At 32.3% G+C, this 26,588-nt stretch carries 24 protein-coding genes; 9 read left to right on the top strand and 15 right to left on the bottom strand.

The annotated features are described in order from the left end of the window. Window positions 1–18: 18 nt before the first annotated feature. From AAGV33_RS14270 to AAGV33_RS14255, 4 genes are all read right to left on the bottom strand, one after another. The gene (locus tag AAGV33_RS14270; protein WP_373392852.1) at window positions 19–2,058 is read right to left on the bottom strand and encodes a tetratricopeptide repeat-containing sensor histidine kinase; all 2,040 of its coding nucleotides are present in this window, start codon (window positions 2,056–2,058) and stop codon (window positions 19–21) included. Window positions 2,059–2,156: 98 nt separating this feature from the next. Continuing rightward, window positions 2,157–2,372 carry a hypothetical protein gene (locus AAGV33_RS14265; protein ID WP_373392851.1) on the bottom strand — a complete coding sequence of 72 codons (216 nt, stop codon included), beginning with the start codon at window positions 2,370–2,372 and terminating at the stop codon, window positions 2,157–2,159. Window positions 2,373–2,591: 219 nt separating this feature from the next. Beyond that, the gene (locus tag AAGV33_RS14260) at window positions 2,592–3,407 is read right to left on the bottom strand and encodes a LytR/AlgR family response regulator transcription factor (protein ID WP_373392849.1); all 816 of its coding nucleotides are present in this window, start codon (window positions 3,405–3,407) and stop codon (window positions 2,592–2,594) included. A gap of 362 nt (window positions 3,408–3,769) precedes the next feature. After that, window positions 3,770–5,311 (bottom strand): glycine--tRNA ligase, encoded by a 1,542-nt coding sequence (locus AAGV33_RS14255; RefSeq protein ID WP_373392848.1) that lies wholly within the window; start codon window positions 5,309–5,311, stop codon window positions 3,770–3,772. Window positions 5,312–5,409: 98 nt separating this feature from the next. Between AAGV33_RS14255 and AAGV33_RS14250 the strand changes: the two genes are divergently transcribed. After that, entirely contained in the window at window positions 5,410–6,093 is a 684-nt protein-coding gene (locus AAGV33_RS14250) for a ComF family protein (RefSeq protein WP_373392846.1), read from the top strand. Between the two features lie 196 nt (window positions 6,094–6,289). After that, window positions 6,290–6,898 (top strand): superoxide dismutase, encoded by a 609-nt coding sequence (locus tag AAGV33_RS14245; RefSeq protein ID WP_373392845.1) that lies wholly within the window; start codon window positions 6,290–6,292, stop codon window positions 6,896–6,898. Between the two features lie 313 nt (window positions 6,899–7,211). Here AAGV33_RS14245 and AAGV33_RS14240 read toward each other — a convergent pair whose 3' ends face one another. The 4 genes from AAGV33_RS14240 to purN all read right to left on the bottom strand — a co-directional run bounded on the left by AAGV33_RS14240 (window position 7,212) and on the right by purN (window position 11,248). Then, window positions 7,212–9,110, bottom strand: a complete 1,899-nt coding sequence (locus AAGV33_RS14240; protein WP_373392844.1) for an amidophosphoribosyltransferase — start codon at window positions 9,108–9,110, stop codon at window positions 7,212–7,214. An 87-nt stretch (window positions 9,111–9,197) separates the two neighbouring features. Then, window positions 9,198–10,121: a PfkB family carbohydrate kinase gene (locus AAGV33_RS14235; protein ID WP_373392842.1), complete on the bottom strand. Its 924-nt coding sequence runs from the start codon at window positions 10,119–10,121 to the stop codon at window positions 9,198–9,200. Between the two features lie 75 nt (window positions 10,122–10,196). Continuing rightward, window positions 10,197–10,676 (bottom strand): ribonuclease HI, encoded by a 480-nt coding sequence (rnhA, locus tag AAGV33_RS14230; RefSeq protein WP_373392841.1) that lies wholly within the window; start codon window positions 10,674–10,676, stop codon window positions 10,197–10,199. A gap of 2 nt (window positions 10,677–10,678) precedes the next feature. Further along, complete coding sequence (gene purN, locus AAGV33_RS14225) at window positions 10,679–11,248, bottom strand: phosphoribosylglycinamide formyltransferase (RefSeq protein WP_373392840.1); 570 nt, start codon at window positions 11,246–11,248, stop codon at window positions 10,679–10,681. A gap of 175 nt (window positions 11,249–11,423) precedes the next feature. On the opposite strand from purN, the gene AAGV33_RS14220 reads away from it, so the two are divergent. From AAGV33_RS14220 to pyk, 5 genes are all read left to right on the top strand, one after another. Continuing rightward, a complete protein-coding gene (locus AAGV33_RS14220; protein ID WP_007137004.1) occupies window positions 11,424–11,660 on the top strand; it encodes an acyl carrier protein in 237 nt (78 codons plus the stop codon). 235 nt (window positions 11,661–11,895) lie between these two features. Next, window positions 11,896–13,149 carry a beta-ketoacyl-ACP synthase II gene (fabF, locus tag AAGV33_RS14215; protein WP_373392836.1) on the top strand — a complete coding sequence of 418 codons (1,254 nt, stop codon included), beginning with the start codon at window positions 11,896–11,898 and terminating at the stop codon, window positions 13,147–13,149. 9 nt (window positions 13,150–13,158) lie between these two features. Then, the gene (locus AAGV33_RS14210) at window positions 13,159–13,902 is read left to right on the top strand and encodes a ribonuclease III family protein (protein WP_373392834.1); all 744 of its coding nucleotides are present in this window, start codon (window positions 13,159–13,161) and stop codon (window positions 13,900–13,902) included. A gap of 114 nt (window positions 13,903–14,016) precedes the next feature. After that, on the top strand, window positions 14,017–14,505 hold the full coding sequence (locus AAGV33_RS14205; RefSeq protein ID WP_373392833.1) for an IPExxxVDY family protein: 489 nt from the start codon (window positions 14,017–14,019) through the stop codon (window positions 14,503–14,505). Between the two features lie 8 nt (window positions 14,506–14,513). After that, window positions 14,514–15,947 carry a pyruvate kinase gene (gene pyk, locus AAGV33_RS14200; RefSeq protein ID WP_373392877.1) on the top strand — a complete coding sequence of 478 codons (1,434 nt, stop codon included), beginning with the start codon at window positions 14,514–14,516 and terminating at the stop codon, window positions 15,945–15,947. 67 nt (window positions 15,948–16,014) lie between these two features. Here the strand turns inward: pyk and AAGV33_RS14195 are convergent, their stop codons facing one another. Continuing rightward, the gene (locus AAGV33_RS14195; protein ID WP_373392832.1) at window positions 16,015–17,340 is read right to left on the bottom strand and encodes a sensor histidine kinase; all 1,326 of its coding nucleotides are present in this window, start codon (window positions 17,338–17,340) and stop codon (window positions 16,015–16,017) included. A gap of 316 nt (window positions 17,341–17,656) precedes the next feature. On the opposite strand from AAGV33_RS14195, the gene AAGV33_RS14190 reads away from it, so the two are divergent. Then, window positions 17,657–18,424 carry a Bax inhibitor-1/YccA family protein gene (locus AAGV33_RS14190; RefSeq protein ID WP_373392831.1) on the top strand — a complete coding sequence of 256 codons (768 nt, stop codon included), beginning with the start codon at window positions 17,657–17,659 and terminating at the stop codon, window positions 18,422–18,424. A 54-nt stretch (window positions 18,425–18,478) separates the two neighbouring features. Here AAGV33_RS14190 and dinB read toward each other — a convergent pair whose 3' ends face one another. After that, window positions 18,479–19,564 carry a DNA polymerase IV gene (dinB, locus tag AAGV33_RS14185; protein WP_373392830.1) on the bottom strand — a complete coding sequence of 362 codons (1,086 nt, stop codon included), beginning with the start codon at window positions 19,562–19,564 and terminating at the stop codon, window positions 18,479–18,481. Between the two features lie 23 nt (window positions 19,565–19,587). Beyond that, window positions 19,588–21,666, bottom strand: a complete 2,079-nt coding sequence (locus AAGV33_RS14180) for a recombinase (RefSeq protein WP_373392829.1) — start codon at window positions 21,664–21,666, stop codon at window positions 19,588–19,590. A gap of 240 nt (window positions 21,667–21,906) precedes the next feature. On the opposite strand from AAGV33_RS14180, the gene AAGV33_RS14175 reads away from it, so the two are divergent. Then, complete coding sequence (locus AAGV33_RS14175) at window positions 21,907–22,383, top strand: CYTH domain-containing protein (RefSeq protein WP_373392827.1); 477 nt, start codon at window positions 21,907–21,909, stop codon at window positions 22,381–22,383. On the opposite strand, the gene AAGV33_RS14170 is transcribed toward AAGV33_RS14175, so the two are convergent. The 4 genes from AAGV33_RS14170 to AAGV33_RS14155 all read right to left on the bottom strand — a co-directional run bounded on the left by AAGV33_RS14170 (window position 22,376) and on the right by AAGV33_RS14155 (window position 26,584). Further along, a complete protein-coding gene (locus tag AAGV33_RS14170; protein WP_373392825.1) occupies window positions 22,376–22,882 on the bottom strand; it encodes a septal ring lytic transglycosylase RlpA family protein in 507 nt (168 codons plus the stop codon). The two genes, AAGV33_RS14175 and AAGV33_RS14170, sit on opposite strands and share 8 nt — an antisense overlap. A gap of 82 nt (window positions 22,883–22,964) precedes the next feature. Beyond that, window positions 22,965–23,390: a hypothetical protein gene (locus AAGV33_RS14165; RefSeq protein ID WP_373392824.1), complete on the bottom strand. Its 426-nt coding sequence runs from the start codon at window positions 23,388–23,390 to the stop codon at window positions 22,965–22,967. A gap of 150 nt (window positions 23,391–23,540) precedes the next feature. Next, entirely contained in the window at window positions 23,541–25,184 is a 1,644-nt protein-coding gene (pgi, locus tag AAGV33_RS14160; protein WP_373392822.1) for a glucose-6-phosphate isomerase, read from the bottom strand. Window positions 25,185–25,351: 167 nt separating this feature from the next. Then, complete coding sequence (locus AAGV33_RS14155) at window positions 25,352–26,584, bottom strand: peptidoglycan DD-metalloendopeptidase family protein (protein WP_373392820.1); 1,233 nt, start codon at window positions 26,582–26,584, stop codon at window positions 25,352–25,354. Window positions 26,585–26,588 lie beyond the last annotated feature (4 nt).

Raw genomic sequence — 26,588 nt, 5'->3', positions numbered from 1 at the left:
GTATATAGGTATTTAGGGTTATCCTATTGGAATACTAACAGTGATTGTGGTTCCTTCGTCTTTTTTAGATTGCACATTAAATTCTCCTTTACATTCTTTTGCACGTGAAATCATATTTTGCAAACCAATTCCTTTCTTTTTAAGATTCACATTAAAACCAACACCATTGTCTGTAATTGTTAATATAATATTATTTTCCTGTTTTTTAAGTTCTACTTTTATTGTTGAAGCATTTGCATATTTATTAATATTCTGTAAAGATTCTTGAATAATTCTGTACAGATTAATCTTCACTGAATTGACAGCCAAATCCCATTTTATAGTTGAATCTATGCTAGAAATCAATTTAGAAGGAAATGTTTTTCTTTGTTCTTCAAAAAGATTGTCTACAATTGCAACGAAGTTATTAATTAATTCTGATTTTTCCCTATTCAAATCATGTGAAATTTCACGAATATCTTGTTCAATATTTTTCAATTCTGATAAATAATCATGCCGCTGAGTAACTGCTAAATCATCATTGAATTGATTTAAGCCTTCTAAATTCATTCTCACGCCAAACATTCTGCCTAAAACACCATCATGCAATTCTTGCGCAACACGTTTTTTTTCTTGAACGCGGTTAGCCTCAATTGTATTTTGCTGAGAGATCATCAAATTGTAAATATCCTCATTGGCTTTTTGTTGCTGCTGTTTGTACAACAACTCTCTGGTCTTGGCTTTTTGTGATTTGATGATATAAAGAAAAAGACCTAAGATGGTCAAACCACTAAAAAAATAAACCAGTTTACGATTCTTAGTTTCTAAATCCGTATTCTCGCCTTTTATCTGATCGGTATCATATTGAATACGAGAAAATTTTTCCCCGATTTTTCGCTCATATTGTTGCAACTCTTCATTAATTCGAATGTATTCTTTTGTGTAACTAGATGCATTTTGAGGATCAACAACAGTAATTTGTTTTAAAGCCAGCAGGGTCTCTCTAGCTATGTTCATCTTTCTAGCTAACACAAGTGCCTCATTAGCAAATTTTAAAGATTTAACCTTATCGTTTTTATAGTGATAATACTCCGAAAGATGAATCTTATTTGAAGGTATTTCTGAATACAGCTTTAAACTATCTCTTATTTTTAAAGATGTATAAAATAAATCAGGCAGTCCACTATCATCCTGTAATTTAAATTTTGAATATCCTAAATTATCCAATAATAAAGCATAAATTTTCGGATCTTGATTATCTATTTTTTGCTGCTCAATGCCTTTTAAGAAATAATTATTAGCCAGTTTATAATCTTTTAATTTTGAATACACCATCCCTAGATTCAAATAAGAAATAGCCATTGTTTGACTTTTTCCTATTATTTGAGTTTCATCTAAAATTTTTAATGCTTTTTTATGATACAAAATAGCATTTTCATATTCACCCATTGCATTATAAACTAAACCCAATGTATTATAAGCATCATAGTAAATTTCATTTACAATCTTATTATCATAATTTTTTACCAGTCTTAATATTCTAAATATTTCCTTCTCACTACCTATTAAATCCCCAATTCTAAATAATAAATCAGCTTTATTAAGAAGTGTTTTAGCTAACTCAAATTCATTATTAAGGCTTCCATACATTTTTTCTGCCTTATAATAAAATAAAAAAGAAGAATCAGAAACTAATTTTACTCTGTAATAATCACCCAAGTACCCATAAGCCTTAGCAATACCAATAGTATCTGTTGCTTTTACGGAATTTTCTAAAACTAAATCAACTGTCCTTTTATAATCTTTCCAATTATTAATATTAAAATACCTATTGGCTATTTTGAAGAGATTTACTCGATTTAAAGAATCATCCTCTTGGTTAATTACAATATCATTAGCTTTATTAATATATTCTTGTCTTTTTTTTATTGGGAGCTCAAAGTTATTAGCTAAATTAAAATAGATAGCAAGACTATCGTTAGCTATATTAGGAACTTCATTATTCTCTTTTTTTTGGACACACCCAAAAAAAAGAAATAATGACACCCAAAAGAAAGATTTCAAGTATTTTTTTTCCAATAGGATTTATCAATTTTTCCAAAAATACTAATTTAAGTTTATAAAATAAAAAAAGGCTGTCAAAATTGACAGCCTTTTTTTATTTTTATTTATAATAATTAATCAGTTTTAATATCTCTTTTTCCTCCTCCATCACTATATGTAAAGTCAGTTTTAATATCTCTTTTTCCTCCTCCGTCATTAGCTGTAAAGTCGGTTTTAATATCTCTCTTTCCTCCTCCATCATTAGATGTAAAGTCAGTTTTAATGTCTCTTTTTCCTCCTCCATCATTAGTTGAAGATTCAGAGTTTGTGAAAGATGTTAAGATCATCATTAAAGAGAACAATCCGATTGTTACGATAGATTTTTTCATAATTTGGGTAATTTATGTTTTTTAAATGTTTTTACTTGCTTGGCGAAATTGCTTATATTGCTTTTTCTTGTAGTAAAATTACATAGCTTACCCTTGTTATTATCGTGTTTTTAAGTGTTTATGGTAGAATGCGGTCGTTTGTGAGTGAATGAACCCCAAATCATGGTAGATGACTGTTTTTTAAATTTCGAGGTAATTTCCGTTAGAAATTTCAGAAATTATAAGATCAATATTCGTTTTATAAGACTTGGAAAAAGGTATTTTTATATTCGAATTCTTAATATAACAAACGGCATTTCCTGTATGAATTCTGGAAACAGATTGACTGTTTATAATATAACTATTATGAATTCGAACAAAAGGAAAAGACAAAACATTCTCAAAATGTTTTAAGGTTTTAAAAGCAGTAACCGTTTCTCCTGTATTTAAATGGATGTCGGTCGAATTATTATCGGCTTGCAAGTAGCGGATATCTCTTGCGTCTATGTACCTGTAATCTCCATAAGATTTGATACACAATATTAGTGGTTCGCTTTTATTAGGAAGTTCTTCCTTAATTACATCTGCAGCAACTGCTTCTATTTCAATCTGCGGTTGTATTGGAACAGATACTTCAATACTATTTGACTTTTCTAACTTGAGTATCGATTTGACCAAGTTAATTCTAGAAACAGGCTTTAGCATGTAATCGGCTACTCCATATTGAATTGCATCAAAGGCCAATTCTTTTTTGCTGGTTGTAATAATAATTTTTGGAACTACTTTGAGATAACGATACAACTCATTAATAAGTAACAGAGACAAATTACTCTTTTTGTTGACGGGATCAATCTCTAGAAAAACCAATTTTGGATTGTATTCTAATATCAAATTCAACCCTTCTTCATAATTATTCGCTGACCCCAAAAAGGAAAGTTCTGAAAAACCATCAGCAATAGCCTTAGTCTCCAAAACATTTTCTTGATTGTCGTCAATAATAATGTACGAATAATTCATTTGAGGTACTTCCTAATTAAATCAGATAGCACAACATTAGTGTTAGCTGAAAATTACTTCAACTGTAATTTAAGTAATAGATAATAGTAGTTTTGGGGAAACTATTATAGGTTATTTTTAACTAAAAAAGCAGCATTTTTAACATTCTAAAAATAAACATTTAACTTACTTTTTTGTCTGGATAGCACTAGAAATCGATAAAGTGTTAATAGTAATTGATAAAGGGCAAATAAATCCGACCAAGGGTGAATTCCACTTTTTTTTAGGCTGAAAATTTTACAATCATTTCTTACACAACACTATAAAAAACAAAAAAAGGCTCCCCGTTTTGGAGAGCCTTTCGCTATTTGTTGGAAAAAAAATTACATTTTCATCAACCAGTTTTTCATTGAAACTTCGTTTTCGATAATGTTTTTTAATTCTGAAATCTTTACGCGATCTTGTTTCATTGTATCTCTATGACGAATGGTTACTGTCTCATCTTCGATCGTTTGATGATCTACTGTAATACAAAATGGCGTCCCTAAAGCATCTTGTCTTCTATAACGACGACCAACTGCATCTTTCTCATCATAAGCCACATTGAAATCCCATTTTAAATCCTCGATGATTTTTTTAGAAATTTCAGGCAATCCGTCTTTTTTAACTAATGGTAAAACGGCTGCTTTTGTTGGTGCTAAAACAGCTGGTAATTTTAAAACTGTTCTTGAAGAACCATCTTCTAAAGTTTCTTCTTGTAATGAAGTTGCAAAAACCGCTAAGAACATTCTATCTAAACCTACTGAAGTTTCAACCACATAAGGCACATAATTTTGATTCAATTCGGCATCAAAATATTGTAATTTTCTACCTGAGAATTGTTCGTGTGCTTTTAAATCGAAATCTGTTCTTGAGTGAATTCCTTCTAATTCTTTAAATCCGAATGGAAAATTAAATTCAATATCAGCTGCTGCATTAGCATAATGAGCTAATTTTTCGTGATCATGAAAACGGTAATTTTCTCTTCCTAATCCTAAGGATAAATGCCATTTTAAACGGGCTTCTTTCCAAAATTCATAGTGTTTCATTTCTTCGCCTGGACGTACAAAAAATTGCATTTCCATTTGTTCAAACTCACGCATACGGAAAATAAATTGTCTTGCAACAATCTCATTTCTAAACGCTTTACCCGTTTGAGCAATTCCGAAAGGAACTTTCATTCTTCCTGATTTTTGAACGTTCAGGAAATTCACAAAAATACCCTGAGCCGTTTCTGGGCGTAAATACAAATCCATTGCAGAATCGGCAGAAGCACCTAATTTGGTACCGAACATCAAGTTAAATTGCTTTACCTCTGTCCAGTTTCTAGAACCAGAATCAGGACAAGCAATTTCCAATTCTTCGATTAAAGCTTTTACATCAGCTAAATCTTCGTTTCCAAGAGAACGAGCCATTCTTTCCAGAATTTCTCTTTCTTTGGCTTTGTATTCCATCACACGAGCATTTGTAGTAACAAATTCTTGTTCGTTGAAAGCATCACCAAAACGCGCTCTTGCTTTTTCGATTTCTTTAACTGCTTTTTGATTTAGCTTCTCAGCATAATCTTCAATCAAAACATCAGCTCTATATCTTCTTTTTGAATCTTTATTATCAATCAACGGATCATTAAAAGCATCAACATGTCCAGAAGCTTTCCAAGTGGTTGGATGCATTAAAATAGATGCATCAAGACCAACAATGTTTTCGTTCATTTGAACCATTGCTCTCCACCAATATTCACGTATGTTCTTTTTTAATTCTACTCCGTTTTGTGCATAATCATATACTGCACTCAAACCATCGTAAATTTCGCTTGACGGAAAAATAAATCCGTACTCTTTTGCATGCGAAACTACATTCTTAAATATATCTTCTTGTTTTGCCATAGTGGTGCAAAAATATAAAAAGTGAATGTAAAAAAAAGAAAATAATTAAAGTTTGAAGCATTGATTTTTATAATTTTAGAAATAATAAAGCACATTCTATGTTTAAAAGCATTATTAATCTCTTCTTTCCCAAAAGCTGCTCAGGTTGCGACAGTATTTTATTAGCAAATGAAAAGGTAATTTGTACCATTTGCCGACATAATATTCCGCTGACCAATCATCATTTATTGAAAGAAAACGAAGCTTATAAGAAATTTTATGGTCGAATTCCTGTCGAATACGCCTCAGCATTTCTCTATTTTCATAAAAAGGGAATTGTACAAAAACTAATTCACAATTTAAAATACAAAGGGCATGAAAATATTGGAATCATTTTAGGCGACTGGTATGCCGAAGATTTAAAAGAAATCATATTGACTATAGAAGCAGATGAAATAATTCCAGTGCCTTTGCATCCCAAAAAATATAAGGAGAGAGGTTACAACCAAGTAACCACTTTTGGTCAATCTCTTTCGGAAAATTTGAATCTGGATTATAACGAAACGATTTTGTTTCGAAAAGTCTATTCGAAAACCCAATCTAAAAAGAATCTTTTAGGCAGAATGGAAGGTATCGAAACTATATTTGATGTTCATTACACCGAAAAAGACCACAACAAACACTATATTCTTATTGATGACGTTATTACTACTGGTGCAACTCTGGAAGCTTGCAGTCATGCTTTATTAAAGATTCCTGGAGCTAAAATCAGTATCATTTGTATGGCAATGGCACAATCTTAATGTATACTAATTACTAAAAACAACCAATAGTCAAAAAATAGAGATTGTTGAACTTTTAGAAAAAAATCATTTATTTACAGATTAAAATCACAAAAAAAAATATTATTTAATTTATTTAACGAAGCATAATTTCCAATTCCAAACATAAATGTTTAATTTTGGATAAATTATTTATAAATCTTAAAACAAAAATATCATGGCTTTTGAATTACCACAATTACCTTATGCGTATGACGCACTAGAACCACATATTGATGCTCGTACAATGGAAATTCACCACACAAAACATCATAATGCGTATACAACTAACCTAAATGCTGCTATTGCTGGCACTGATATGGAAGGTAAAACCATTGAAAACATATTGATCAATCTTGATATGTCTAATGGAGCTGTTCGTAACAATGGTGGAGGTTTCTACAACCACAATCTTTTTTGGACAGTAATGGCACCAAACGCTGGCGGATTACCTACAGGTGATTTATTAACTGCAATCGAAACTGCTTTTGGATCATTTGAAGAATTCAAAGCTAAATTTGCTAAAGCTGGAGCAACGCAATTTGGTTCAGGATGGGCTTGGTTATGTGTTCAAAAAGATGGAAAATTAGACGTTTGTGGTACTCCAAACCAAGACAATCCATTAATGCCAGGTGTAGGATGTGGCGGAACTCCAATTTTAGGAATGGACGTTTGGGAGCATGCTTATTACTTAAACTACCAAAACAGAAGACCTGATTATATTGAAGCTTTTTTCAGTGTAATTAACTGGACTGAAGTATCTAGAAGATATGCTTTAGAAAAATAATTTTTCTATTAAGGAAATAGAGTAAAGATTATAGAAAATAGACAAATTGACTGAAAAGTTAGTTTGTCTATTTTTTTTGTTTATATCACAAAGTTGATTTTGTTTTATCTTTTTTCTATCCTCTAAACTTCTATTTTCTTTCTCACTTTATTCCAATAAAAAAGGTGGAATTGCTTCCACCTTTTTTGCCCCAAATCTACCATAAACTTAACCTACTAATATTATGGTGAAACAAATTTATCTTAGTAATATCTTATCTACAAATATTCAAGACAAACAACCTAAAAAACCGACAAATAACTTAAATTACCGATTAGTAAGCTCTTGCATCTTTTCCTTCATAAAAATTCATAAAGGCACGATTTACAACTCTATTTCCTCCCGGAGTAGGATAATCACCTGTAAAATACCAGTCTCCAAGGTTTTTAGGACAAGCAATATGCAAATCTTCCACAGTCTGGAAAATGATTTTTACTTCGGCCTTAATTCCTGGTGAACTTAACATTTCAGCAATTTTATCGGATACTTCTTGTGGTTGAAATGGCTCATAAATTGCAGTTACATAATTTACCACATCCGTATCTTTAAAACTTTCTTGTGCTTTACATTTAGCATACACTTCATCAACAATATGATACAAGTTTCTTTCTTTCAAAAGTTCCAATGCAGCTCTAAAAGCAACTAGACCTTCCAGTTTTGCCATGTCAATTCCGTAACAATCAGGAAAACGTATTTGTGGTGCCGAAGAAACAATTACAATTCGTTTTGGATTTAAACGATCCATCATTTTGATAATACTCTTTTTAAGAGTCGTTCCTCTCACAATACTATCGTCAATAATTACTAAATTATCTGTAGGCTTAATTACTCCATAAGTCACATCATAAACGTGAGCTACTAAATCATCACGACTATCATCGGCAGTAATAAATGTTCTTAATTTAGCATCCTTAATAGCCACTTTTTCAGTTCTAATTTTTACAGCTAATAATTCCTGTAAAGTTTCGGCTGTTAGCGTATTTCTATTGGCTAAAATATAATTATTCTTTCTTTGATTTAAAAAATCCTGAGCCGCTTCTACTAATCCGTAAAAAGAAGTTTCTGCCGTGTTTGGAATATATGAAAACACGGTATTATCAGTATCTTGATCAATCGAATTCAAAACTGCTGGCAAAATTAATTTTCCTAGTTTTTTTCTTTCCTGATAAATTTCAGCATCACTACCTCTAGAGAAATAAATTCGCTCAAATGAACATGATTTTTTAACTGTTGGAGTCAAAATTTCTTTCATAGAAACTGTTCCATTCTTTTTAATAATCAAAGCATTTCCTGGATCTATTTCTTGTACTTTTTCAAATGGAACATTAAAAACCGTTTGAATAACTGGTCTTTCAGATGCCACAACCACAACTTCATCATCCTGATAATAATATGCTGGACGAATTCCTGCCGGATCTCTAAAAACAAAAGCATCTCCATGACCTAAAAGACCTGCCATAGCATATCCTCCATCAAGATTCTTTGCCGAACGGGCTAAAATCTTAGCCACATCTAATCTTTCGGCAATTACTGGCGAAGCTTCTTGTTTAGAATACCCTTCTGCTTTACAATCTTGGTATAACTGCATCACTTCTTTATCTAAAAAGTGACCTATTTTTTCCATTACAGTAACCGTATCCGCCATTTCTTTTGGATGTTGACCTAACTCAACCAAATTTTGAAAAAGCTCTTTAACATTTGTCATATTAAAGTTTCCTGCCAAAATAAGATTACGGTGCATCCAGTTACTTTGTCTCAAAAAAGGATGTACACTTTCGATACTATTTTTTCCAAAAGTTCCATAACGTACATGTCCTAAAAACAATTCTCCTATATAAGGAATATTTGCTTTTTGTGCCGCAACATCATCAGCATATTCAGGATGTGCTGTTAACTCCTCATTAATTCTTTCATTAATTTGAGCAAATACATCTTGAATAGGTTGAGACTGGTTAGAACGTACTCTACTGATGTATCTCTCTCCCGGTTCTACATCCATTTTGATACTAGCAAAACCAGCACCATCTTGACCACGATTATGCTGTTTCTCCATCATCAGATACATTTTTTGTATCCCGTAAAAAGCAGAACCATACTTTTCTTTGTAAAATTCAAGCGGTTTAAGTAGTCTAACTAAAGCTATTCCACATTCATGTTTTAAAGCGTCGCTCATTGTAATAGTATTTGTGTTGTGTGAGTTTTTTTATACTAATAAGAATAATACTAATTAAAAAAGCCCCGTTTCCGAGGCTTCAAGGCATTATAATTCTATATCAAATTGTGTCAATGACTTAAATTGTTTTAATCGAGACACAACCTCCTTTTTATCTAAGCTAACCATTCGCTCTGTTCCAAATTTCTCCACACAAAAGGAAGCTAAATTAGAACCGTAGATAATGGCATTTTTCATATTTTCAAAAGAAACATTCTCGCTCTGAGTAATAAATCCTGCAAAACCTCCTGCAAAAGTATCTCCCGCACCTGTTGGGTCAAAAACTTCTTCTAATGGTAATGCTGGGGCAAAAAACACATTATTTCCATGAAACAATAATGCTCCGTGTTCTCCTTTTTTAATCACTACATATTCAGGTCCCATTTCCTGAATTTTTGCTGCAGCTTTTACTAGAGAATATTCACCAGAAAGTTGTCTTGCTTCTTCGTCATTAATTGTAATTACGTCTACGCGTTTAATTACATCTAATAATTCAGGTAAAGCACAATCCATCCAAAAATTCATAGTATCTAAAACTACTAACTTTGGTTTACTTTCTAATTGATCTAAAACACCGCTTTGCACTAATGGATGTAAATTTCCTAACATCACTACATCGGCATTTTTATAATTTTCAGGAACTTTTGGCTGAAAATCTGCCAAAACATTTAATTGAGTATTCAATGTATCTCTTGAATTCAAGTCGTTATGGTAACGACCGCTCCAAAAGAAGGTTTTCCCTCCTTTTACTATTTCAAGTCCAGAAATATCAATATTTCTTTCAGTCAATAAATCTAAATATTCTTGAGGAAAATCGTCACCCACAACAGAGACAATAGCCGATTGTAAGTTAAAAAAAGCGGCTGAAAGTCCAATGTAAGTTCCAGCTCCACCTAAAATTTTATCGGTTTTACCGAAAGGGGTTTCAATTGCGTCGAAAGCGACTGTTCCAACAATCAATAATTTATTCATTTGATGAATTTCGAATTAAAGTGCAAAGATAGTTCATAAGTTCCATAGTTGCAAAAGTTAGAAGAAGCAAAATTATCACAAAATTCTGCCCTCTTCTTTTTCATAAAAAACATCAATTGACAAGGATTTTTGATTCGATGCAAAAACCGCTAAAGCATCGCAACGTTCGTTTTGAGGATGATTATTATGTCCTTTTATCCACTTAAAATCGACCTGATGTTTTCTATAAACCAACAAGAAACGTTTCCACAAATCGGCATTTTTTCTGGCTGCAAAAGCTTTTTTTTCCCAACCTAAAACCCATTTCTTAACTACTGAATCCACCACATATTTAGAATCTGAAACCACAAGAACTTTCATGTTTAGATTTTTCAGCTTCTCTAATCCAACAATTACAGCCAACAATTCCATTCTATTATTAGTAGTATGCCGAAATCCCTCATAAAATTCTTTTTTATGCGGAGTTCCTACCAGTTCCATCACCACGCCATAACCTCCGGGTCCTGGATTTCCCTTTGCAGCTCCATCAGTATATATATGTACTTGATATTCCAAATCTATGATTTCGATTTTAACAAATCCTCAACAACTCCCGGGAAATATTTTTGTTCTAACTCGTGAATTTTTTCAGCAACAACCTCTGGCGTATCAGTCCCTAAAACTGTTACCTGCTTTTGAAAAATAGTAGCCCCTTCATCATAATTTTCATTTACATAATGAATCGTTATCCCAGTTTCCTTTTCTTTATTTTCAACAATAGCTCTATGAACGTGCATACCATACATTCCTTTTCCACCATATTTTGGCAACAAGGCAGGATGAATATTTATAATCTTATCAGGATAAGCAGCAATAATTGCATCTGGAAACTTTAATAAAAAACCAGCCAAGACAATTAAATCTGGCTGAATAGTATTTATATTTTGTAATAATTCGCTTTCATATAATTCTGATTTTGTAAAAATCGTTACAGGAACAGCATTATTTTTTGCTCTATCAATTACCCCGGCATTTGCGTTGTTAGTGTACACACCTACAACCTCTCCAATTGCACTTCCTTTAAAATATTTTATAATATTCTCAGCATTTGTACCAGATCCAGAAGCAAAAACAACTATTTTTTTCATAATTCATCTCGTTTAAGTCACACAAAAAAAAGAATAAAAAACGAAATTAAATAGCATTCAGAAGTCTTTGTTCAAAATTATTTTATATTTTAGATGTCACATTTATCAACTTAATAGTTATTTTAAAATAAAGTTTTTTATTTTTGCCACCAATTAAATTCTAAAATTAAAGATTATGTCAGACATTGCATCAAGAGTAAAAGCGATTATCGTAGACAAATTAGGCGTTGACGAAAACGAAGTTGTAACAGAAGCAAGCTTCACTAATGATTTAGGAGCTGACTCATTAGACACTGTTGAGCTTATTATGGAATTCGAAAAAGAATTTGACATTCAAATTCCAGACGATCAAGCTGAAAACATTGCTACTGTTGGTCAAGCTATTTCTTACATCGAAGAAGCTAAAAAATAATAAACTCACACCCGAATTTTAGAAAAAACAAACTAAAAATTCCAAATTCCATTTTTTGGAGTTTGTTTTTTGAAAATTGGAATTTCCAAAAATCGGGTGTTATTATTTTTCAAAATTAAAAGTACGATTGAATTTCAATCCATTATACATAATACAACACCCATGGCTCTTAGGTACTAAAACACAAAAGAAAGCGTGGGTTTTGTTTGTTTAAAGATAACAAAATACAGAATATATGGCATTAAGACGAGTTGTTGTAACAGGCCTAGGTGCTCTTACTCCAATTGGAAACAATATTGAGGAGTATTGGAACGGGCTTATTAACGGAGTTAGCGGAGCTGCTCCGATAACATATTATGATGCTTCAAAATTTAGAACCCATTTTGCCTGCGAAGTAAAAAACTTCAATGTTGAAGACTTTATAGACCGAAAAGAAGCTCGAAAAATGGACCGTTATGCACAATATGCATTGGTTGCAGCAGATGAAGCCGTACAAGATGCTGGTTTTAATTTTGAAAAATTAGACAAAGATAGAGCTGGTGTTATCTGGGGTTCAGGAATTGGAGGTTTAGAAACTTTTCAAATAGAAGTTCTTAACTATGCAGCTGGCGATGGTACTCCAAAATTCAATCCTTTCTTTATACCAAAAATGATTGCCGATATAGCTGGTGGTCACATTTCTATTAAATACGGTTTTAGAGGACCAAATTTCACAACTGTTTCTGCTTGTGCTTCATCAACAAATGCTATTATTGACGCTTTCAATTACATTAGATTAGGTCATGCCGATGTCATGGTAACTGGTGGTTCTGAAGCTGCAGTAACAATTGCCGGAATGGGAGGATTTAATGCAATGCACGCCCTTTCGACACGAAATGACGATCCAAAAACTGCTTCCAGACCTATGGACAAAGACCGTGACGGTTTTGTTTTAGGCGAAGGTGCTGGTGCTTTAATATTAGAAGAATACGAACATGCCATAGCCCGTGGAGCAACTATTTATTGCGAAATTGGTGGTGGAGGAATGTCCGCAGATGCACACCATATTACAGCTCCACATCCAGAAGGATTAGGGGCAAAAAATGTTATGCTAAACTGTTTGAGAGACGCTGGTTTAAAACCAACTGATGTTGATGGAGTAAACATGCACGGAACGTCAACTCCTCTTGGAGATATGGCTGAGAGTAAAGCAATCGAACAAGTTTTTGGAGAACATGCTTATACCATGAACTTGAATTCAACAAAATCTATGACAGGTCACTTATTAGGAGCTGCTGGAGCAATTGAAACAATTTCTGCTATTCTTTCTATAAAACATGGAATAGTTCCTCCTACGATTAATCATTTTACAGATGATGAAAAAATTGACCCTAAGTTAAACTTCACTTTCAATGTAGCTCAAAAAAGAGAGATGAACGTTGTTATGAGTAATACTTTTGGTTTTGGAGGTCACAATGCTTGTGTATTAGTAAAAAAATTAGGATTCTAATTTTATACTATGAGTATATTCAAAAAAATATTTACAAAATCCCGTCGTTCTCAAGAAGACGGGATTTTTTTTGATACTATCCAAAAAATACTTGGCTTTCCTCCTGGCGACTTGAATCACTATAAAAAAGCCTTTACTCATCGCTCTTCAAGCAAAATGGATGCTACTGGAAACCCTATTAGTTACGAACGTTTAGAGTTTTTAGGTGACGCTATGTTAAGTTCGGTTATTGCTGCGCATTTATTTAACGAAGCACCATACGGAGATGAAGGTTATCTTACTAAGATGCGTTCTAAAATTGTAAGTAGAGAACACTTGAATGAATTAGGGAAAGATTTGGATTTAATTCGGTTTGTAGAAAGCAAAGTTCCTGTACAGCATTTTGGCGAAAACATACATGGCAATATTTTCGAATCCTTGATTGGAGCAATTTATCTGGACAAAGGATATCCTTTTTGCGAAAAATTCATTCAGCAAAAAGTAATCATTCCTTATGTTGATATTTCCAGACTTGAAGGAAAGGTAATAAGCTACAAAAGTTTGATTATTGAATGGTGTCAAAAAGAGAAAAGGCATTTTCATTATGACATCTTTGAAGACAATGCTATAGACGGACAACGCCTGTTTGGGGTTAAATTAAGCATCGATGAAAAAGTGATTGCAAAAGCACGAGCAACTTCAAAAAAGAAAGCCGAAGAAAAAGCGTCTCAACGTGCCTATTTTGCATTTCAGGAAAAAATGAACAAAAAATAATACTAAATTCCTCAAAACTACAACGTTTTCGTTTTAAATTTAACGAAATCATTATATTTTCAACACTTATACTTCGACAGAAATAGTATATTTACATCTTTATTTTTAATGAAGATGGCTATTCATAAATTAAGTCTTGACGAATTTGATGAGATTGATTACAATCTAATCGCAATTCATACTTCTTTAGAAGATTACCGATTGGCATATTTTATCAATCAAAAACTTCCTATAAATCTAGCAAAGAGTGCTGATGAAGTTCAAATAAATATCAAAGAAGGAGAAACAAAATTTTCGAGATTTTATTTTTATGACGAAGAAAATACGGTAGCATGGAACTTAGTTCAGAATAAAAACGAGGTTATTCAAGAACAAAACAAACAAGTTCAAGACTTATTTTCAAATTCGACTGAAGGCATTTCGACAAAAGTGTATTTATTGCCTGAATTTAAAAAAGCTGATTATTTTTTAAAAATAGACAATACCGATGACAGCATTGATGCCCATCAAATAAAAATGATATTAAACACTATAGAAAACATAACAACCGTATATACTGTTGAAACAAAACAAATAAAATCTAAAAACAATCTAATTTTTTAATGCAAATGATTACTACAAACAAGAAAACTAAAATTGTGGCTACCCTTGGGCCTGCTTGCAGCACAAGAGAAATCATAAAGGACATGGTTGAAGCTGGTGTAAACGTATTTAGAATTAATTTCTCTCATGCTGATTATGCCGATGTAGAAAACAGAATTAAAATCATCAGAGAACTTAATGAAGAATTCGGTTATACTACTGCAATACTTGCCGACTTACAAGGTCCAAAACTTCGTGTTGGAATGATGACCGAAGGTGTTGTTGTTAATGATGGTGATATCATCACATTTACTACAGCTGAAGACATTCTAGGTACTGCCGAAAGAGTTTTCATGAAATATAAAAACTTTCCTAATGATGTAAATCCTGGTGAAAGAATCTTATTAGATGACGGAAAATTAATTTTCGAAATCGTTTCAACTGATAAAAATACTGAAGTTGTTGCAAGAGTAATTCAAGGTGGAGAGTTAAAATCTAAAAAAGGAGTTAACTTACCAAATACCAAAATTTCTCTTCCAGCTTTGACTGAAAAAGATATTGCTGATGCTATTTTTGCTATTGGGCAAAAAGTAGATTGGATTGCACTTTCTTTTGTAAAAACACCTCAAGATTTAAAAGATCTTCAAGACTTAATTGCTGAGCACGCTGAAAACAAAATTCCAATTATTGCCAAAATCGAAATGCCAGAAGCATTAGAGAACATGGATAAAATTGTAGCTTATTGTGATGCTTTAATGGTTGCTCGTGGAGATTTAGGAGTTGAACTTCCTGCTCACGAAGTACCATTGGTACAAAAAGACCTAATCCGTAGAGCTAAAATAGCCCGTATTCCAGTTATTGTTGCAACACAAATGATGGAAACGATGATTACTAGCTTAACACCTACACGTGCTGAAGTGAATGACGTAGCAAATTCAGTAATGGATGGTGCTGATGCAGTAATGCTTTCTGGAGAAACTGCTGCTGGAAATTACCCAGTACAAGTAATCCAAAAAATGACTCAAATTTGTGAGGCTGTAGAAAACTCTGCATTAATTCAAGTACCACAAAATACACCACAAATTAAAACAAAACGTTTTATCACTAAAACTATTTGTCGTCAGGCTGCAGTTATGGCTAATTCTATTGAAGCAAAAGCTATTTCCACAATGACTAATAGTGGATATACTGCTTTCCAATTATCTGCTTGGAGACCTAATACCGCTGAAATTTTAGTTTTTACTTCAAACAAAAGAATCCTTACTCAGTTAAGTTTACTTTGGGGAGTTAGAACTTATTTCTATGACAAAGAAGAAAGTACAGATACTACAGTAATTGACATTAACAGAATCGCTAAAGAAAAAGGACATGTTGCACCAGGTGATTATATCATCAATTTAGCATCTATGCCTATTACAGAAAAAGGAATGGTAAACACTATGAGAGTTTCTGAAATTATCTAATAGCTATTTAGCAAAATACAAAATCCGTCTTGTTCTTAACGAGACGGATTTTTTGCTTTATAAAAAACTAGTTTTTCTTTATTTCCAATGGCAAAGTAAATTTAAAAGTACTGCCTTTTCCAGGTTCGCTTTCTGCCCAAATTTCTCCTTTATGTTTTTTAACAAATTCACTACAAAGTAACAATCCAAGTCCGGTTCCCAATTCGTCTTCAGTTCCTTTTTGAGTTACTTTTCCGTTGGTTTTAAACAATTTTTCTTTAATATCATCTGGAATTCCAATTCCGCTATCCGTAATCGAAACAACAGCTTTTTTAGATTCTTTGTACATTTTTACCTTTATTTCTCCGTTTTTATTGGTGAATTTAATAGCATTAGTGAGCAAGTTACGTACAATGGTATCAATCATGTTTTTGTCTGCTTCGACTTCAATAAATTCAGTTGATTCAAATGAAAGAGCAATATTCTTATTTAATGCCGCATTTTTGTTCAGTTCGATATTTTCTTTAATCAATTCGCTTAAAGCTACTTTTTTCGGATTGTATTCTATCATTCCAGTTTGTACCTGAGACCAATCTAAGAGATTTTCTAATAATTTGTAACTGTTTTTATTCGATTGATGAAGCATTTCGGTAATTTCCTTAATTTCTTCATGACTGCATTCCTCAATATTTTCGGCTAATATTTCTGAAAGCCCAACCGATGCTCCTAATGGTCCTCTTAAATCATGAGCTATGATAGAAAAGAACTGATTTCTATCTTTTAAAAGTTTCTGAATTTTAAGATCTTGCTTTTCTTTTACCAATAATAAAAATCCAACCGTACTAATTAGCGAAAGCAAAAACAAAGCAATATTGTACAGACTATCAAAAATTGTGTATGAAAAAAAATCCTTTTGTGGATTCAAGTAGTTAAAAACAACTCGAATAACAATCAAAACTTCAAAGGCAGCATAACAAATTCCGTAGGAAATTCGAAAAAAATTATGTCCTTTTTCAGAAAAATAACTAATAGTTGGTGGTAAATAAATAGCAAACAATCCCAATGACGCAATTAAAACTCGAGTATTGATGGTACTATTTAATACTGTTGCTATATTGAAAACTAACATGGCAACAATAGTGATTTTTATTTGTAAGCGATACGCTTTATTCGATTTGGATTTAAGTAATGTTAATATTGCTATCGTTTCAAAACAACAGGCCGAAAAAACAATCATATTAGCAATATTGATCGAAATAAAATCAGGAATGACGTTTCTTAAAAAAAGGAAAATCCAACCAATGGTTAGTAATAATTTCCCATAGCCAAACCATTTTAATATCTTCCTATTATCGACAGTAGCATAAGAAAACGAATAACCAAAAATAAGAATACAAACAAAAAAGTTGCCCAAAAAATAAAGTTGGAACACTGTTTTTGGGTCTAACGGCAAAATTTGAAACATTATAATATGTGGGGGTATTTAAAATAAAATGATGCAGTAAAATTACAAATTAAGGAAATAACTCAAGTTTCTTAATCAAGATTTTTTATGTCTGATTTTCAGCTAACTTAGTAGTTGACTATTTCAATAAATAACACTAAAACTTCTACCATAATCTAGTTCTTTTTGATAATTTCAACGAACATGCTTTCAAAAAAATTAAGAAGAATTAAACAACTATCCTAAAAAATTTGAATTATATTTGGCCAACATAAAATGTATTGTTATGAACTTTAAATCTAAAAACCCATTCTTAAACAATAAAAGCTTCTCTCCAACATCCAGAGTAGAGCAAGTTCACCAAGCTACTGTAATTGGTTACGACCAAGACATGACCCTTTCGGGAACTATTAACAAAACCGTTTTACTATTCTTATTGCTCACAGCGTCGGCAATGGTAATTTGGTGGTTGGCTTTTAATGGTATGAATCCAATTGTTCCAGCTATTGGTGGTGCAATCATTGGATTAATTTTAGTTGTAATATCCGCTTTCAAACCTCAATATTCAGGTTATTTAGCTCCTGGTTACGCCTTGTTTGAAGGTTTGTTTATTGGAGGAATTTCGGCCATTTTTGAAGTTCAATATCCTGGAATTGTCATTCAGGCTGTAGGTGCTACTTTTGTAACATTTGCCGTTTGTTTAGGATTATATAAATTTAAAATTGTAAAAGTTACAGAGCAATTCAAATCAGTTGTTATAGCAGCAACATTAGCTATTGCTACTTATTACCTAATCTCTTGGTTATTTTCTATGTTTTCTGGTTACCAGCCAGTACATTATGGAAATTCGATGTGGAGTATTGGAATTAGTGTTTTTGTAATTGTAATTGCTGCATTAAATTTATTCTTGGATTTTGATCGTATCGAACAAGGAGTGCAACAAAGAATGCCAAAATACATGGAATGGTTTGGTGCCATGGGATTGATGATTACTCTAGTTTGGTTGTATATCGAGTTTCTAAGATTGCTGTCTAAACTTTCAAGTAAAGACTAGTTTAAACGAATATAAAAATTTCAAACCCTTCCCAAAAAGAAGGGTTTTCTTTTTCTAAAAATCAAATTTTAACTGAACTGCAACAACTGATTTCTTCTCTTCGGTATTCAAATTACTCATCGAAATTCCAAGTAAACGAACCGAATCTTTCATTCGTTCCTGATACAATAATTCTTTTACCTCTTCCAGAATCAATCCTTTATCAGCAATAAAATAAGGCAAAGTCTTACTGCGGGTTTGCTGGGTAAAATCGCTGTATTTTATTTTTAAAGTTACTGTTTTCCCTGAAACATTATGTTTTTTAAGCCTTCGTTCTAAACTATTGGCAATAATTTCTAGTTGTTCCAGCATAAAAATTTCCGAAGAAAGATTGACTTCAAAAGTATGTTCGGCAGCAACTGATTTTGCAATCCTACTGGATTTTACTTCGCTATTGTGAATTCCGCGAACTACTTGGTAATAATAACTTCCAGATTTACCAAAATACTTCTCCAAAAATTCCAAAGATTTACTTTTTAATTCCAATCCAGTAAAAATACCCAATTGATACATTTTTTCGGTGGTAACTTTCCCTACACCATAGAACTTTCGGATGGGTAAAACTTCTAAAAACGGAATCACTTCTTCTGGAGTAACTGTTTTTTGCCCATTAGGTTTATTGTAATCACTGGCAATTTTGGCAACAAATTTATTAATCGAAATTCCCGCCGAAGCCGTCAATCCCACTTCATTAAAAATACGACTCCGAATCTCTTGTGCCAAAAGACTAGCACTCGGATTTCCCTTTTTATTTTGAGTCACATCCAAATAAGCTTCGTCTAAAGAGAGAGGTTCTATCAGATCTGTATAATCTCGGAAAATCTTATGAATTTGATTCGAAATTTCCTTGTATCGCTCAAATCTTGGACGAACAAAAATCAATTCGGGACAATTTTTCTTTGCCAAAACACCACTAATTGCCGAACGAACTCCAAATTTTCTAGCCTCATAACTGGCAGCGGCCACAACACCTCGGCTTTCTGAACCACCTACAGCTATGGGTTTTCCGCGAAGTTCAGGATTATCCATTTGCTCAACTGAAGCATAGAAAGCATCCATGTCTACGTGTATAATTTTTCTATTTGGATTTAATTCTAGCATCTTAAACAAGTGTACCTGATACCTTATTTATCTTTTTCGGTGTGTAGATAATTTTCAACCACTTCTGATTTTGATTTTCTTTCTGTTGGAAAAAAGAAACTAAACGGATTTGCTTTGAAATGATTCCAGATAGCAGCCGTTACAAAACGCAATTCAAACAAAGAAATCGCCCGGGAACGAAAAGCCAATCCTAAAGAAAGACTAAAACTAACCATAAAGTTAACCAATCCAACAACTCCAATTCCAACAATACCCCAAACCAACATAGAATCAGTAACCTCAAAATTTGCTCCGTACAATCCTAACGCTAAATTTCCGCTCACAAAAGTAATATGTCGAATATCTAAATTTAGCCCTAAAAACAAACCTATGGAAGCCGTACTACCCATGAAAACTCCAAACCAGAAATTAGAAACAATACCAGCCCATTTTTTTTCATACCAAGCAGATAATTTTAATGTTCTAACTTTTCCAATACTCTTTTTTAACAAAGGATGTTCGGCAATACGGAAATAAACCTGATTGTGTTTGTCTCTATTGGCAACACTTCCTGAAATGATTCCAGACATAAACAAAAATACTCCCGCAATGGCTGCATGAAAAATTGCCAAAGAGTGTATCGGACTTGTATCAGTAAGTAATCTTTCCCATTTAGTAGCAGCGATATTATAATGAAAAGCATAATCAATTAGCCAAATTCCAAATAAAGATACTGGAAAAGCCATAATCACATTCCCCACAAACGCTATAAACTGAGAACGAAAAACCCTTGCAAAAAGAATAGCAAAAGCATTGTATTTCTGGGTATTATTTCCTTGTTTTGACATTCCTTCCTCAATAGCTTTTATCAAAGCTGAAGCTGTCATAGCTGGCTGTTTTGTAGCTAAAGCACATCCTAAAATATAAATAGTAATGAATCCAAAAGCATAGTTCATACTATAAAGAAATGCATGACCAAAAATACTAGTATCAATTTTTGAAAGGAAAATTTTAATGATACACATAATACCCACAATAAAACCACCTCCCAGGGCATTCCAGAACATTTTAAAATATTCATTTCGGTTTTCGGTAATGTATTTTTCACCTGTTTTTGCAGTATGTTGGGTAATTTCATAAGAAATCAACTGAATGCTTTGAGCAATAAACTTTCGAACATTATTTTTATAACAATTGAATTCTATCAATTGCAAAGCCATCACAATTCCGTTATTCTTTTCATCCTTTTCATTTTCCACTTTTAGTAATGAAATAAGAAATCTAAGTCTTTCTAATTGCTGTTTAATTTTTAATAAATTCTGATTCACCCGAAGCGAAATCCCGTATTTAGAGCTGTTTCGAAAAGCTTTTTCTACAAAACCTTCACAATGCTTGAGCAAGACTAACAATTGAGCCAAAGACAAATCATCTGACAGAATATAATGTTTTTCCGAATTTCTAATTTCGTCTTCGATCAAGAACAATTCCTTCTCGAATGCAGAAAAAGGACTTTCTAAATCGTCAAATTCAGGAACCATCTTGATTACATCTGTTTCCATCGCACGACCACTAATTCGCTGTGTGATTAAATGCATTGCAATTAATAGTTCAGATAAACTTGAATTAGGTTCGACGTTTTCGTAAATTGATTCGAACTCTAAAAGATCGTACAATTCTTCCAGCTGATCCATTGGAATTTTATTAACCCAAACACTGTCAGTAGCTAAATAAAAAACCTGATTTAAAACATACTCTAAAGTCTCTTTTTGTGGCTGATAAGGTAAAATTTTAGCTAAAATTCTTTTTTTAACTTCAAAGAAAAAATCCACATCACGCAAAATGGCAGCATCCGAAAAAATCTTATTGAATTTTCTGTTTTTTAAAATCTCCTTAAGATATATGGAAAGTTCTTTTCGGTAAGATTGATTTTCTCTCAAAAAAGAAATCAGCTCATGCAAATTTACGGTTTGTAAATTTTTAATTTTTAAAGGTCTAATCAGCTGGATTAATTCGACTAGGGGTTCTAAATTATTTTCTTCATCACGCCAAGACGAACTACCTTTAAAAAAATTTTTTAATAGTTCCGTTATGGATGGCTTAGTTTTTACTTTGAAAAATGGCATAATGAATCTATTCTATTGGTGTAAAAATACAAATCCGACAATGAAATACAATCAAATTATTCACAAAAAAATAACTGAAAAACAAAAATATTTTAGCCCTAATCATTTTCAAAATCGATCTAATGTAAGTTAATTCATTGAAAAAAGATTCCTTTTATTATTGAATTTGGAAAACAGAAAAAAATAATACCTTTATCCAAAATAGGTCTGATTTAAACAAAACCAGAAAGTCAATAGAAAATGTTAGAAATAGAAAGAAAATTTTTAATCACTTCAGATTCTTATAAAAAAGAAGCTTTTTCTAAAAAAAGGATTACTCAAGGTTATTTGAATTCTAATCCTGAACGCACAGTTCGTGTTCGAATAAAAGAAAACAAAGGGTATTTGACCGTAAAAGGCATTTCAAATGCTTCAGGTATGTCTCGTTTTGAATGGGAAAAAGAAATCTCAGTTGAAGAAGCCCAAAATTTATTATTGCTTTGCGAAAAAGGCGTAATAGATAAAACGCGTTTTGAAGTAAAAGTGGGCAAACACATCTATGAAATAGACGAATTCTACGGAGAGAATGAAGGTTTAGAAATGGCCGAAATTGAACTACAATCGGAAACAGAATTATTTAAAAAACCAGATTGGCTGGGAGATGAAGTAACTAATGATAAACGCTATTACAACTCTTATTTAAGCAAAAATCCTTTTAAAAACTGGAAATTTATTTGACTACTTCTTCGATAGTTACCTTCATTGAACCTGAGTTTTTATTTGATGCAATCTCCATAAAAGCTCTTTTGGTTAAATCAATTTCTCTTGATTTTACAAAAGGTCCCCGATCAATAACTTCTACATAAATTGATTTTCCGTTAACTTCATTGGTGACTTTTAACATAGTCCCAAAAGGAAATTTTTTGTGCGCTGCAGTATAATCACTGTTACTGAATTTTATGCCGCTGGCTGTACGCCTCCCGTTAAATTTATCTGCATAATAAGAAGCATGAACACTCTTTTTATACACTTTTAATTTACCAACAACTTCATCATGAAGAGTGTCTTTTACAACTCCCCGTTTATTATTGGTTAAAGTGAATTTTTTTTGAAGTGTATCAAGGTTTTGAACAGAAGGCTTTGATACAAGTGTCTTTGGGTTTTCAGAAATTTTACTTTGAGCAATTGTAAAAACAACAGTAACAAATAAAAGAAATAGTGTAATTGATTTTTTCATATTAACTTTTTAGTTCGAATCTTTATAAAAACAAAAACTATACCTAGATAAAAAAAGTCCTGAAAAAGGACTTTTTGCGTTTTTATTTAAACCATAACGACCAAGGTATTCTACTTAGTATAAGTACTAATCCTAATCCGTAAAAAATGGAGAAAGTTTTAAATTTTGATTCGCTGGTGGTTAATTTTTTATGTTTTGACCATCCAATAGTAATTAAAGTAATCGCAATAAGATTAATTAACGGATGTTCTAATGAAGTTAAACGTAACATTTTCTCTGACATTTGCCCTAAAGAACCAAAGCCAAGTGGAGAAACAAAGTATAAAATCAAACCGATTAATAACTGAGTATGTGTACCTATTAATCCAAAAATGGCAATTTTTCTATCTTTAGCTGTAAACTCTTTTTTTGAAGCCAACCCAATGATGGAATTAACTACCGCAATCACTAATAATAAAAGTGCTATATAAGCCCAACCTGAATGAAATTTTTGAATAAATGCGTACATGTTTTTTGGTGTTTTTTTAACAAATATAAACAAAAAAGCCATAAAAAAAACCTCATAATGCTAACAGCAAATGAGGTTTTCGTAATTTAGAATCAATATAGTTTTTAATAGCAATTGAAAATCAAATACTTAACTAAAAACAGCAAAATGTTATTTATTTCTTAAAAAATGACCCAATAAAGAAGCCGTAGAACTGTCGTGATTTTTCACTTCATTCGAGTTGATTTCGTCCAGAATAGAATTAGCTAATTGTTTTCCAAGTTCCACTCCCCATTGATCGTAACTAAAAATATTCCAGATAAATCCTTGAACAAAAATCTTGTGTTCGTATGCAGCAATCAATGAACCCAAAGATTTAGGTGTTAATTTTTGAATCAAGAACGTATTTGTAGGTTTGTTTCCAGCAAAAACTTTAAATGGCAAAAGAAACGCAGCCGCTTCAGCCGATAATCCTTGTTTGTCAAATTCTGCCTGAACTTTAGTTTCTTCTTTTCCGTTCAATAAAGCTTCTGTTTGTGCAAAAAAGTTAGACATCAACTTATCATGATGGTTATTATCGCCATACAAAGGTTGAACGTAACCAATAAAATCAGTTGGAATCAATTTCGTTCCTTGGTGAATTAATTGAAAAAAAGCATGTTGTGCATTGGTTCCTGGTTCTCCCCAAATAATTGTTCCCGTTTGATAATTGACCGCTTTACCGTCACGACCTACACTTTTACCATTACTTTCCATTGTTCCTTGTTGTAAGTAAGGTGCTAATTTTTGTAAATATTGAGTATACGGAATTAAAGCTTCACTCTCCGCTCCAAAGAAATTATTATACCAAACGCTTAATAAAGCTAAAACTACTGGAATGTTTTGATTAAAATCAGCTGTTTTAAAATGTTCATCCATTTCATTTGCTCCATTTAATAATTCTTCAAAATTATCAAAACCAACAGCCAAACTGATAGACAAACCTACGGCACTCCAAAGCGAAAAACGTCCTCCAACCCAGTCCCACATTGGAAAAACATTGTCAGGATTGATTCCGAATTCAGTTACTTTTTGTAAATTAGTAGAAACTGCCACAAAATGCTTGGCTACATCTTCCTGCGATGCCGACTGTAAAAACCATTTTCTAATAGTTTCAGAATTGGTTAAAGTCTCCTGAGTCGTAAAAGTTTTGGAAACAATTACAAAAAGAGTCGTTTCCGGATTTAGTTTTTTAATGATTTCATTCACATGATCTCCATCAACATTAGAAACAAAATGAACATTCAAATTGTTTTTATAATATTGCAAAGCTTCTACAACCATTGCTGGTCCTAAATCAGAACCGCCAATACCAATATTAACTACATCAGTAAAAGCTTTTCCAGTATAACCCGTTCTTTTTCCTGAAGTAACCTCATTAGTAAAACCTTTAATTTTATTTTTTACTTCATAAACTTCTGGAATTACATTCACTCCGTTTACATTAATCACAGCCGATTCCATAGCTCTTAATGCCGTATGAAGCACTGCTCTGTTTTCTGTTTGATTGATTATTCCTCCCCCAAAATAATCCTGAATTCCATCTTTCAATCCCATTTCATTAGCTAACTCAAGCAACAAAGTCATTGTTTCCTGATTCACTATATTTTTAGAATAATCAATTAAAAAATCATTCCACAAAATGCTGAATTTTTCTGCTCTTGAAGCGTCTTGCTTAAACATTTCCTGCATAGAAACATTTTGCAATTGGTCAAAATGTTTTTCGAGCTTCTTCCAAGAAGCTGTTTCCGTTGGGTTTAGAGTACTTAAAGCCATTTATATTTTTGTTTTTAGTATTTTAAGATTTGGTCGTAAAAATAATGAAATTAGTTGTAAAAGCAGAAGAGATATGAGCTATATCTCAATAATAAAACAGGAAAAACAATGGGAATCCTATTGCTTTTCCTGTTTTATTTCGAATTAAAAACGCCTTATTTTTTTGATTATAAATTTCCGATGCTGTCTAATTCTCGTTTTAAAGGCTCTATTTTCTTTAGGAATTTTGACTTGTTGCTACTTTCCATAGTTGTTCCCGTTGGCAGTTTTAATCTTAAGGCATCTACCTGAACACCATTTTTCCAAAAACGATAACAAACATGAGGTCCTGTAGCTAAACCTGTGCTTCCTACCCGACCAATGACATCTCCTTGATTTACATGCTGACCACGTCTAACCAGAATTTTTGACATGTGTAAATATTGTGTAGAATAAGTTCCGTTGTGTTTTACTTTTACATAGTTTCCATTACCCGCAGTATAACCTGTTCTTTCCACAACTCCAGTAGCCGTAGTCATAATAGGTGTTCCGGTGGGAGCTGCATAATCAGTTCCTTTGTGTGCTTTCCATTTATGTTGTACTGGATGAAATCTACTGGCAGTAAATCGGGAAGTAATTCGGCTAAATTTAATAGGCGATTTCAAGAAAAGGTTTTTCATTGTTTTTCCCTCTTCATCATAATATTCTACTTTTCCTGAAGATTGGTTTTGTACAAATGGAAAAGCATACATAATTTTACCTTTGTATTCAAAAAAAGCGCCTTCAATATCAGCAACTCCATTATAAATCGAATCATTGATATAACGTTCATTAAAAGCAATACCAAATCGATCTCCTTTTTTTAATTTAAAAAAGTCAATGGACCAGGAATAAATTTTTGTAATTCTATTGGCCAGATTAGGTTCAACACCTGAATTTGATAAAGTTTCTGATAAGGATCCTTTTAAAACTCCTGTAATTACTCTTCGTTTAATTGTAACTGGTCTTACTTTTTTACGAGCCACTACCGCCGAATCGCGAAGGTCAAAAATATAATAACTTAAATCATTGGGTTGATAAATAAAAACCTGAAGCTTATTGGTTTTATTTTTAGAACGTAACATTGTAAAAGTCCTATTTGGTCGAATACTGCGTACATCAAACGTATCTCTAATACTGTTTACAATTTCATGAATTTTTCGATCTCCAATATTTTGTTTGTTTAAAATTGTTCCAAAAGTATCCCCTCTTTTAACGGTATCCTGAACCACATTATAGTCGGCAAAATTAAATCCAAAATCAGAATGATCTTTCTTAGGATTTATTTTCTTAACGACTGCTTTTTTTACAGGCTCTTTGTCGGAATCTTTACAGGAAATTACTAAGGTTAATGCAATTATAAACGTTAATAGGTACTTCAAACTT

It is taken from the genome of Flavobacterium magnesitis, assembly GCF_041729735.1.
In the GTDB taxonomy this organism is placed as follows: Bacteria; Bacteroidota; Bacteroidia; order Flavobacteriales; family Flavobacteriaceae; genus Flavobacterium; species Flavobacterium magnesitis.
The sequence above is the reverse complement of the archived record's forward strand: the minus strand, read 5'-3'. Positions and strand labels throughout refer to the sequence as shown.

Excerpts from the sequence above, each read along its gene's own strand:
- AAGV33_RS14165 (WP_373392824.1), bottom strand. The coding sequence starts at position 23,390 with ATGTACGCATTTATTCAAAAATTTCATTCAGGTTGGGCTTATATAGCA.
- pgi (WP_373392822.1), bottom strand. The coding sequence starts at position 25,184 with ATGGCTTTAAGTACTCTAAACCCAACGGAAACAGCTTCTTGGAAGAAG.
- AAGV33_RS14180 (WP_373392829.1), bottom strand. The coding sequence starts at position 21,666 with ATGCCATTTTTCAAAGTAAAAACTAAGCCATCCATAACGGAACTATTA.
- AAGV33_RS14265 (WP_373392851.1), bottom strand. The coding sequence starts at position 2,372 with ATGATGATCTTAACATCTTTCACAAACTCTGAATCTTCAACTAATGAT.
- dinB (WP_373392830.1), bottom strand. The coding sequence starts at position 19,564 with ATGCTAGAATTAAATCCAAATAGAAAAATTATACACGTAGACATGGAT.
- purN (WP_373392840.1), bottom strand. The coding sequence starts at position 11,248 with ATGAAAAAAATAGTTGTTTTTGCTTCTGGATCTGGTACAAATGCTGAG.
- AAGV33_RS14205 (WP_373392833.1), top strand. The coding sequence starts at position 14,017 with ATGGCTATTCATAAATTAAGTCTTGACGAATTTGATGAGATTGATTAC.
- AAGV33_RS14175 (WP_373392827.1), top strand. The coding sequence starts at position 21,907 with ATGTTAGAAATAGAAAGAAAATTTTTAATCACTTCAGATTCTTATAAA.
- AAGV33_RS14245 (WP_373392845.1), top strand. The coding sequence starts at position 6,290 with ATGGCTTTTGAATTACCACAATTACCTTATGCGTATGACGCACTAGAA.
- AAGV33_RS14220 (WP_007137004.1), top strand. The coding sequence starts at position 11,424 with ATGTCAGACATTGCATCAAGAGTAAAAGCGATTATCGTAGACAAATTA.
- AAGV33_RS14255 (WP_373392848.1), bottom strand. The coding sequence starts at position 5,311 with ATGGCAAAACAAGAAGATATATTTAAGAATGTAGTTTCGCATGCAAAA.
- AAGV33_RS14240 (WP_373392844.1), bottom strand. The coding sequence starts at position 9,110 with ATGAGCGACGCTTTAAAACATGAATGTGGAATAGCTTTAGTTAGACTA.
- AAGV33_RS14260 (WP_373392849.1), bottom strand. The coding sequence starts at position 3,407 with ATGAATTATTCGTACATTATTATTGACGACAATCAAGAAAATGTTTTG.
- AAGV33_RS14210 (WP_373392834.1), top strand. The coding sequence starts at position 13,159 with ATGAGTATATTCAAAAAAATATTTACAAAATCCCGTCGTTCTCAAGAA.
- AAGV33_RS14190 (WP_373392831.1), top strand. The coding sequence starts at position 17,657 with ATGAACTTTAAATCTAAAAACCCATTCTTAAACAATAAAAGCTTCTCT.
- AAGV33_RS14250 (WP_373392846.1), top strand. The coding sequence starts at position 5,410 with ATGTTTAAAAGCATTATTAATCTCTTCTTTCCCAAAAGCTGCTCAGGT.
- AAGV33_RS14235 (WP_373392842.1), bottom strand. The coding sequence starts at position 10,121 with ATGAATAAATTATTGATTGTTGGAACAGTCGCTTTCGACGCAATTGAA.
- AAGV33_RS14170 (WP_373392825.1), bottom strand. The coding sequence starts at position 22,882 with ATGAAAAAATCAATTACACTATTTCTTTTATTTGTTACTGTTGTTTTT.
- fabF (WP_373392836.1), top strand. The coding sequence starts at position 11,896 with ATGGCATTAAGACGAGTTGTTGTAACAGGCCTAGGTGCTCTTACTCCA.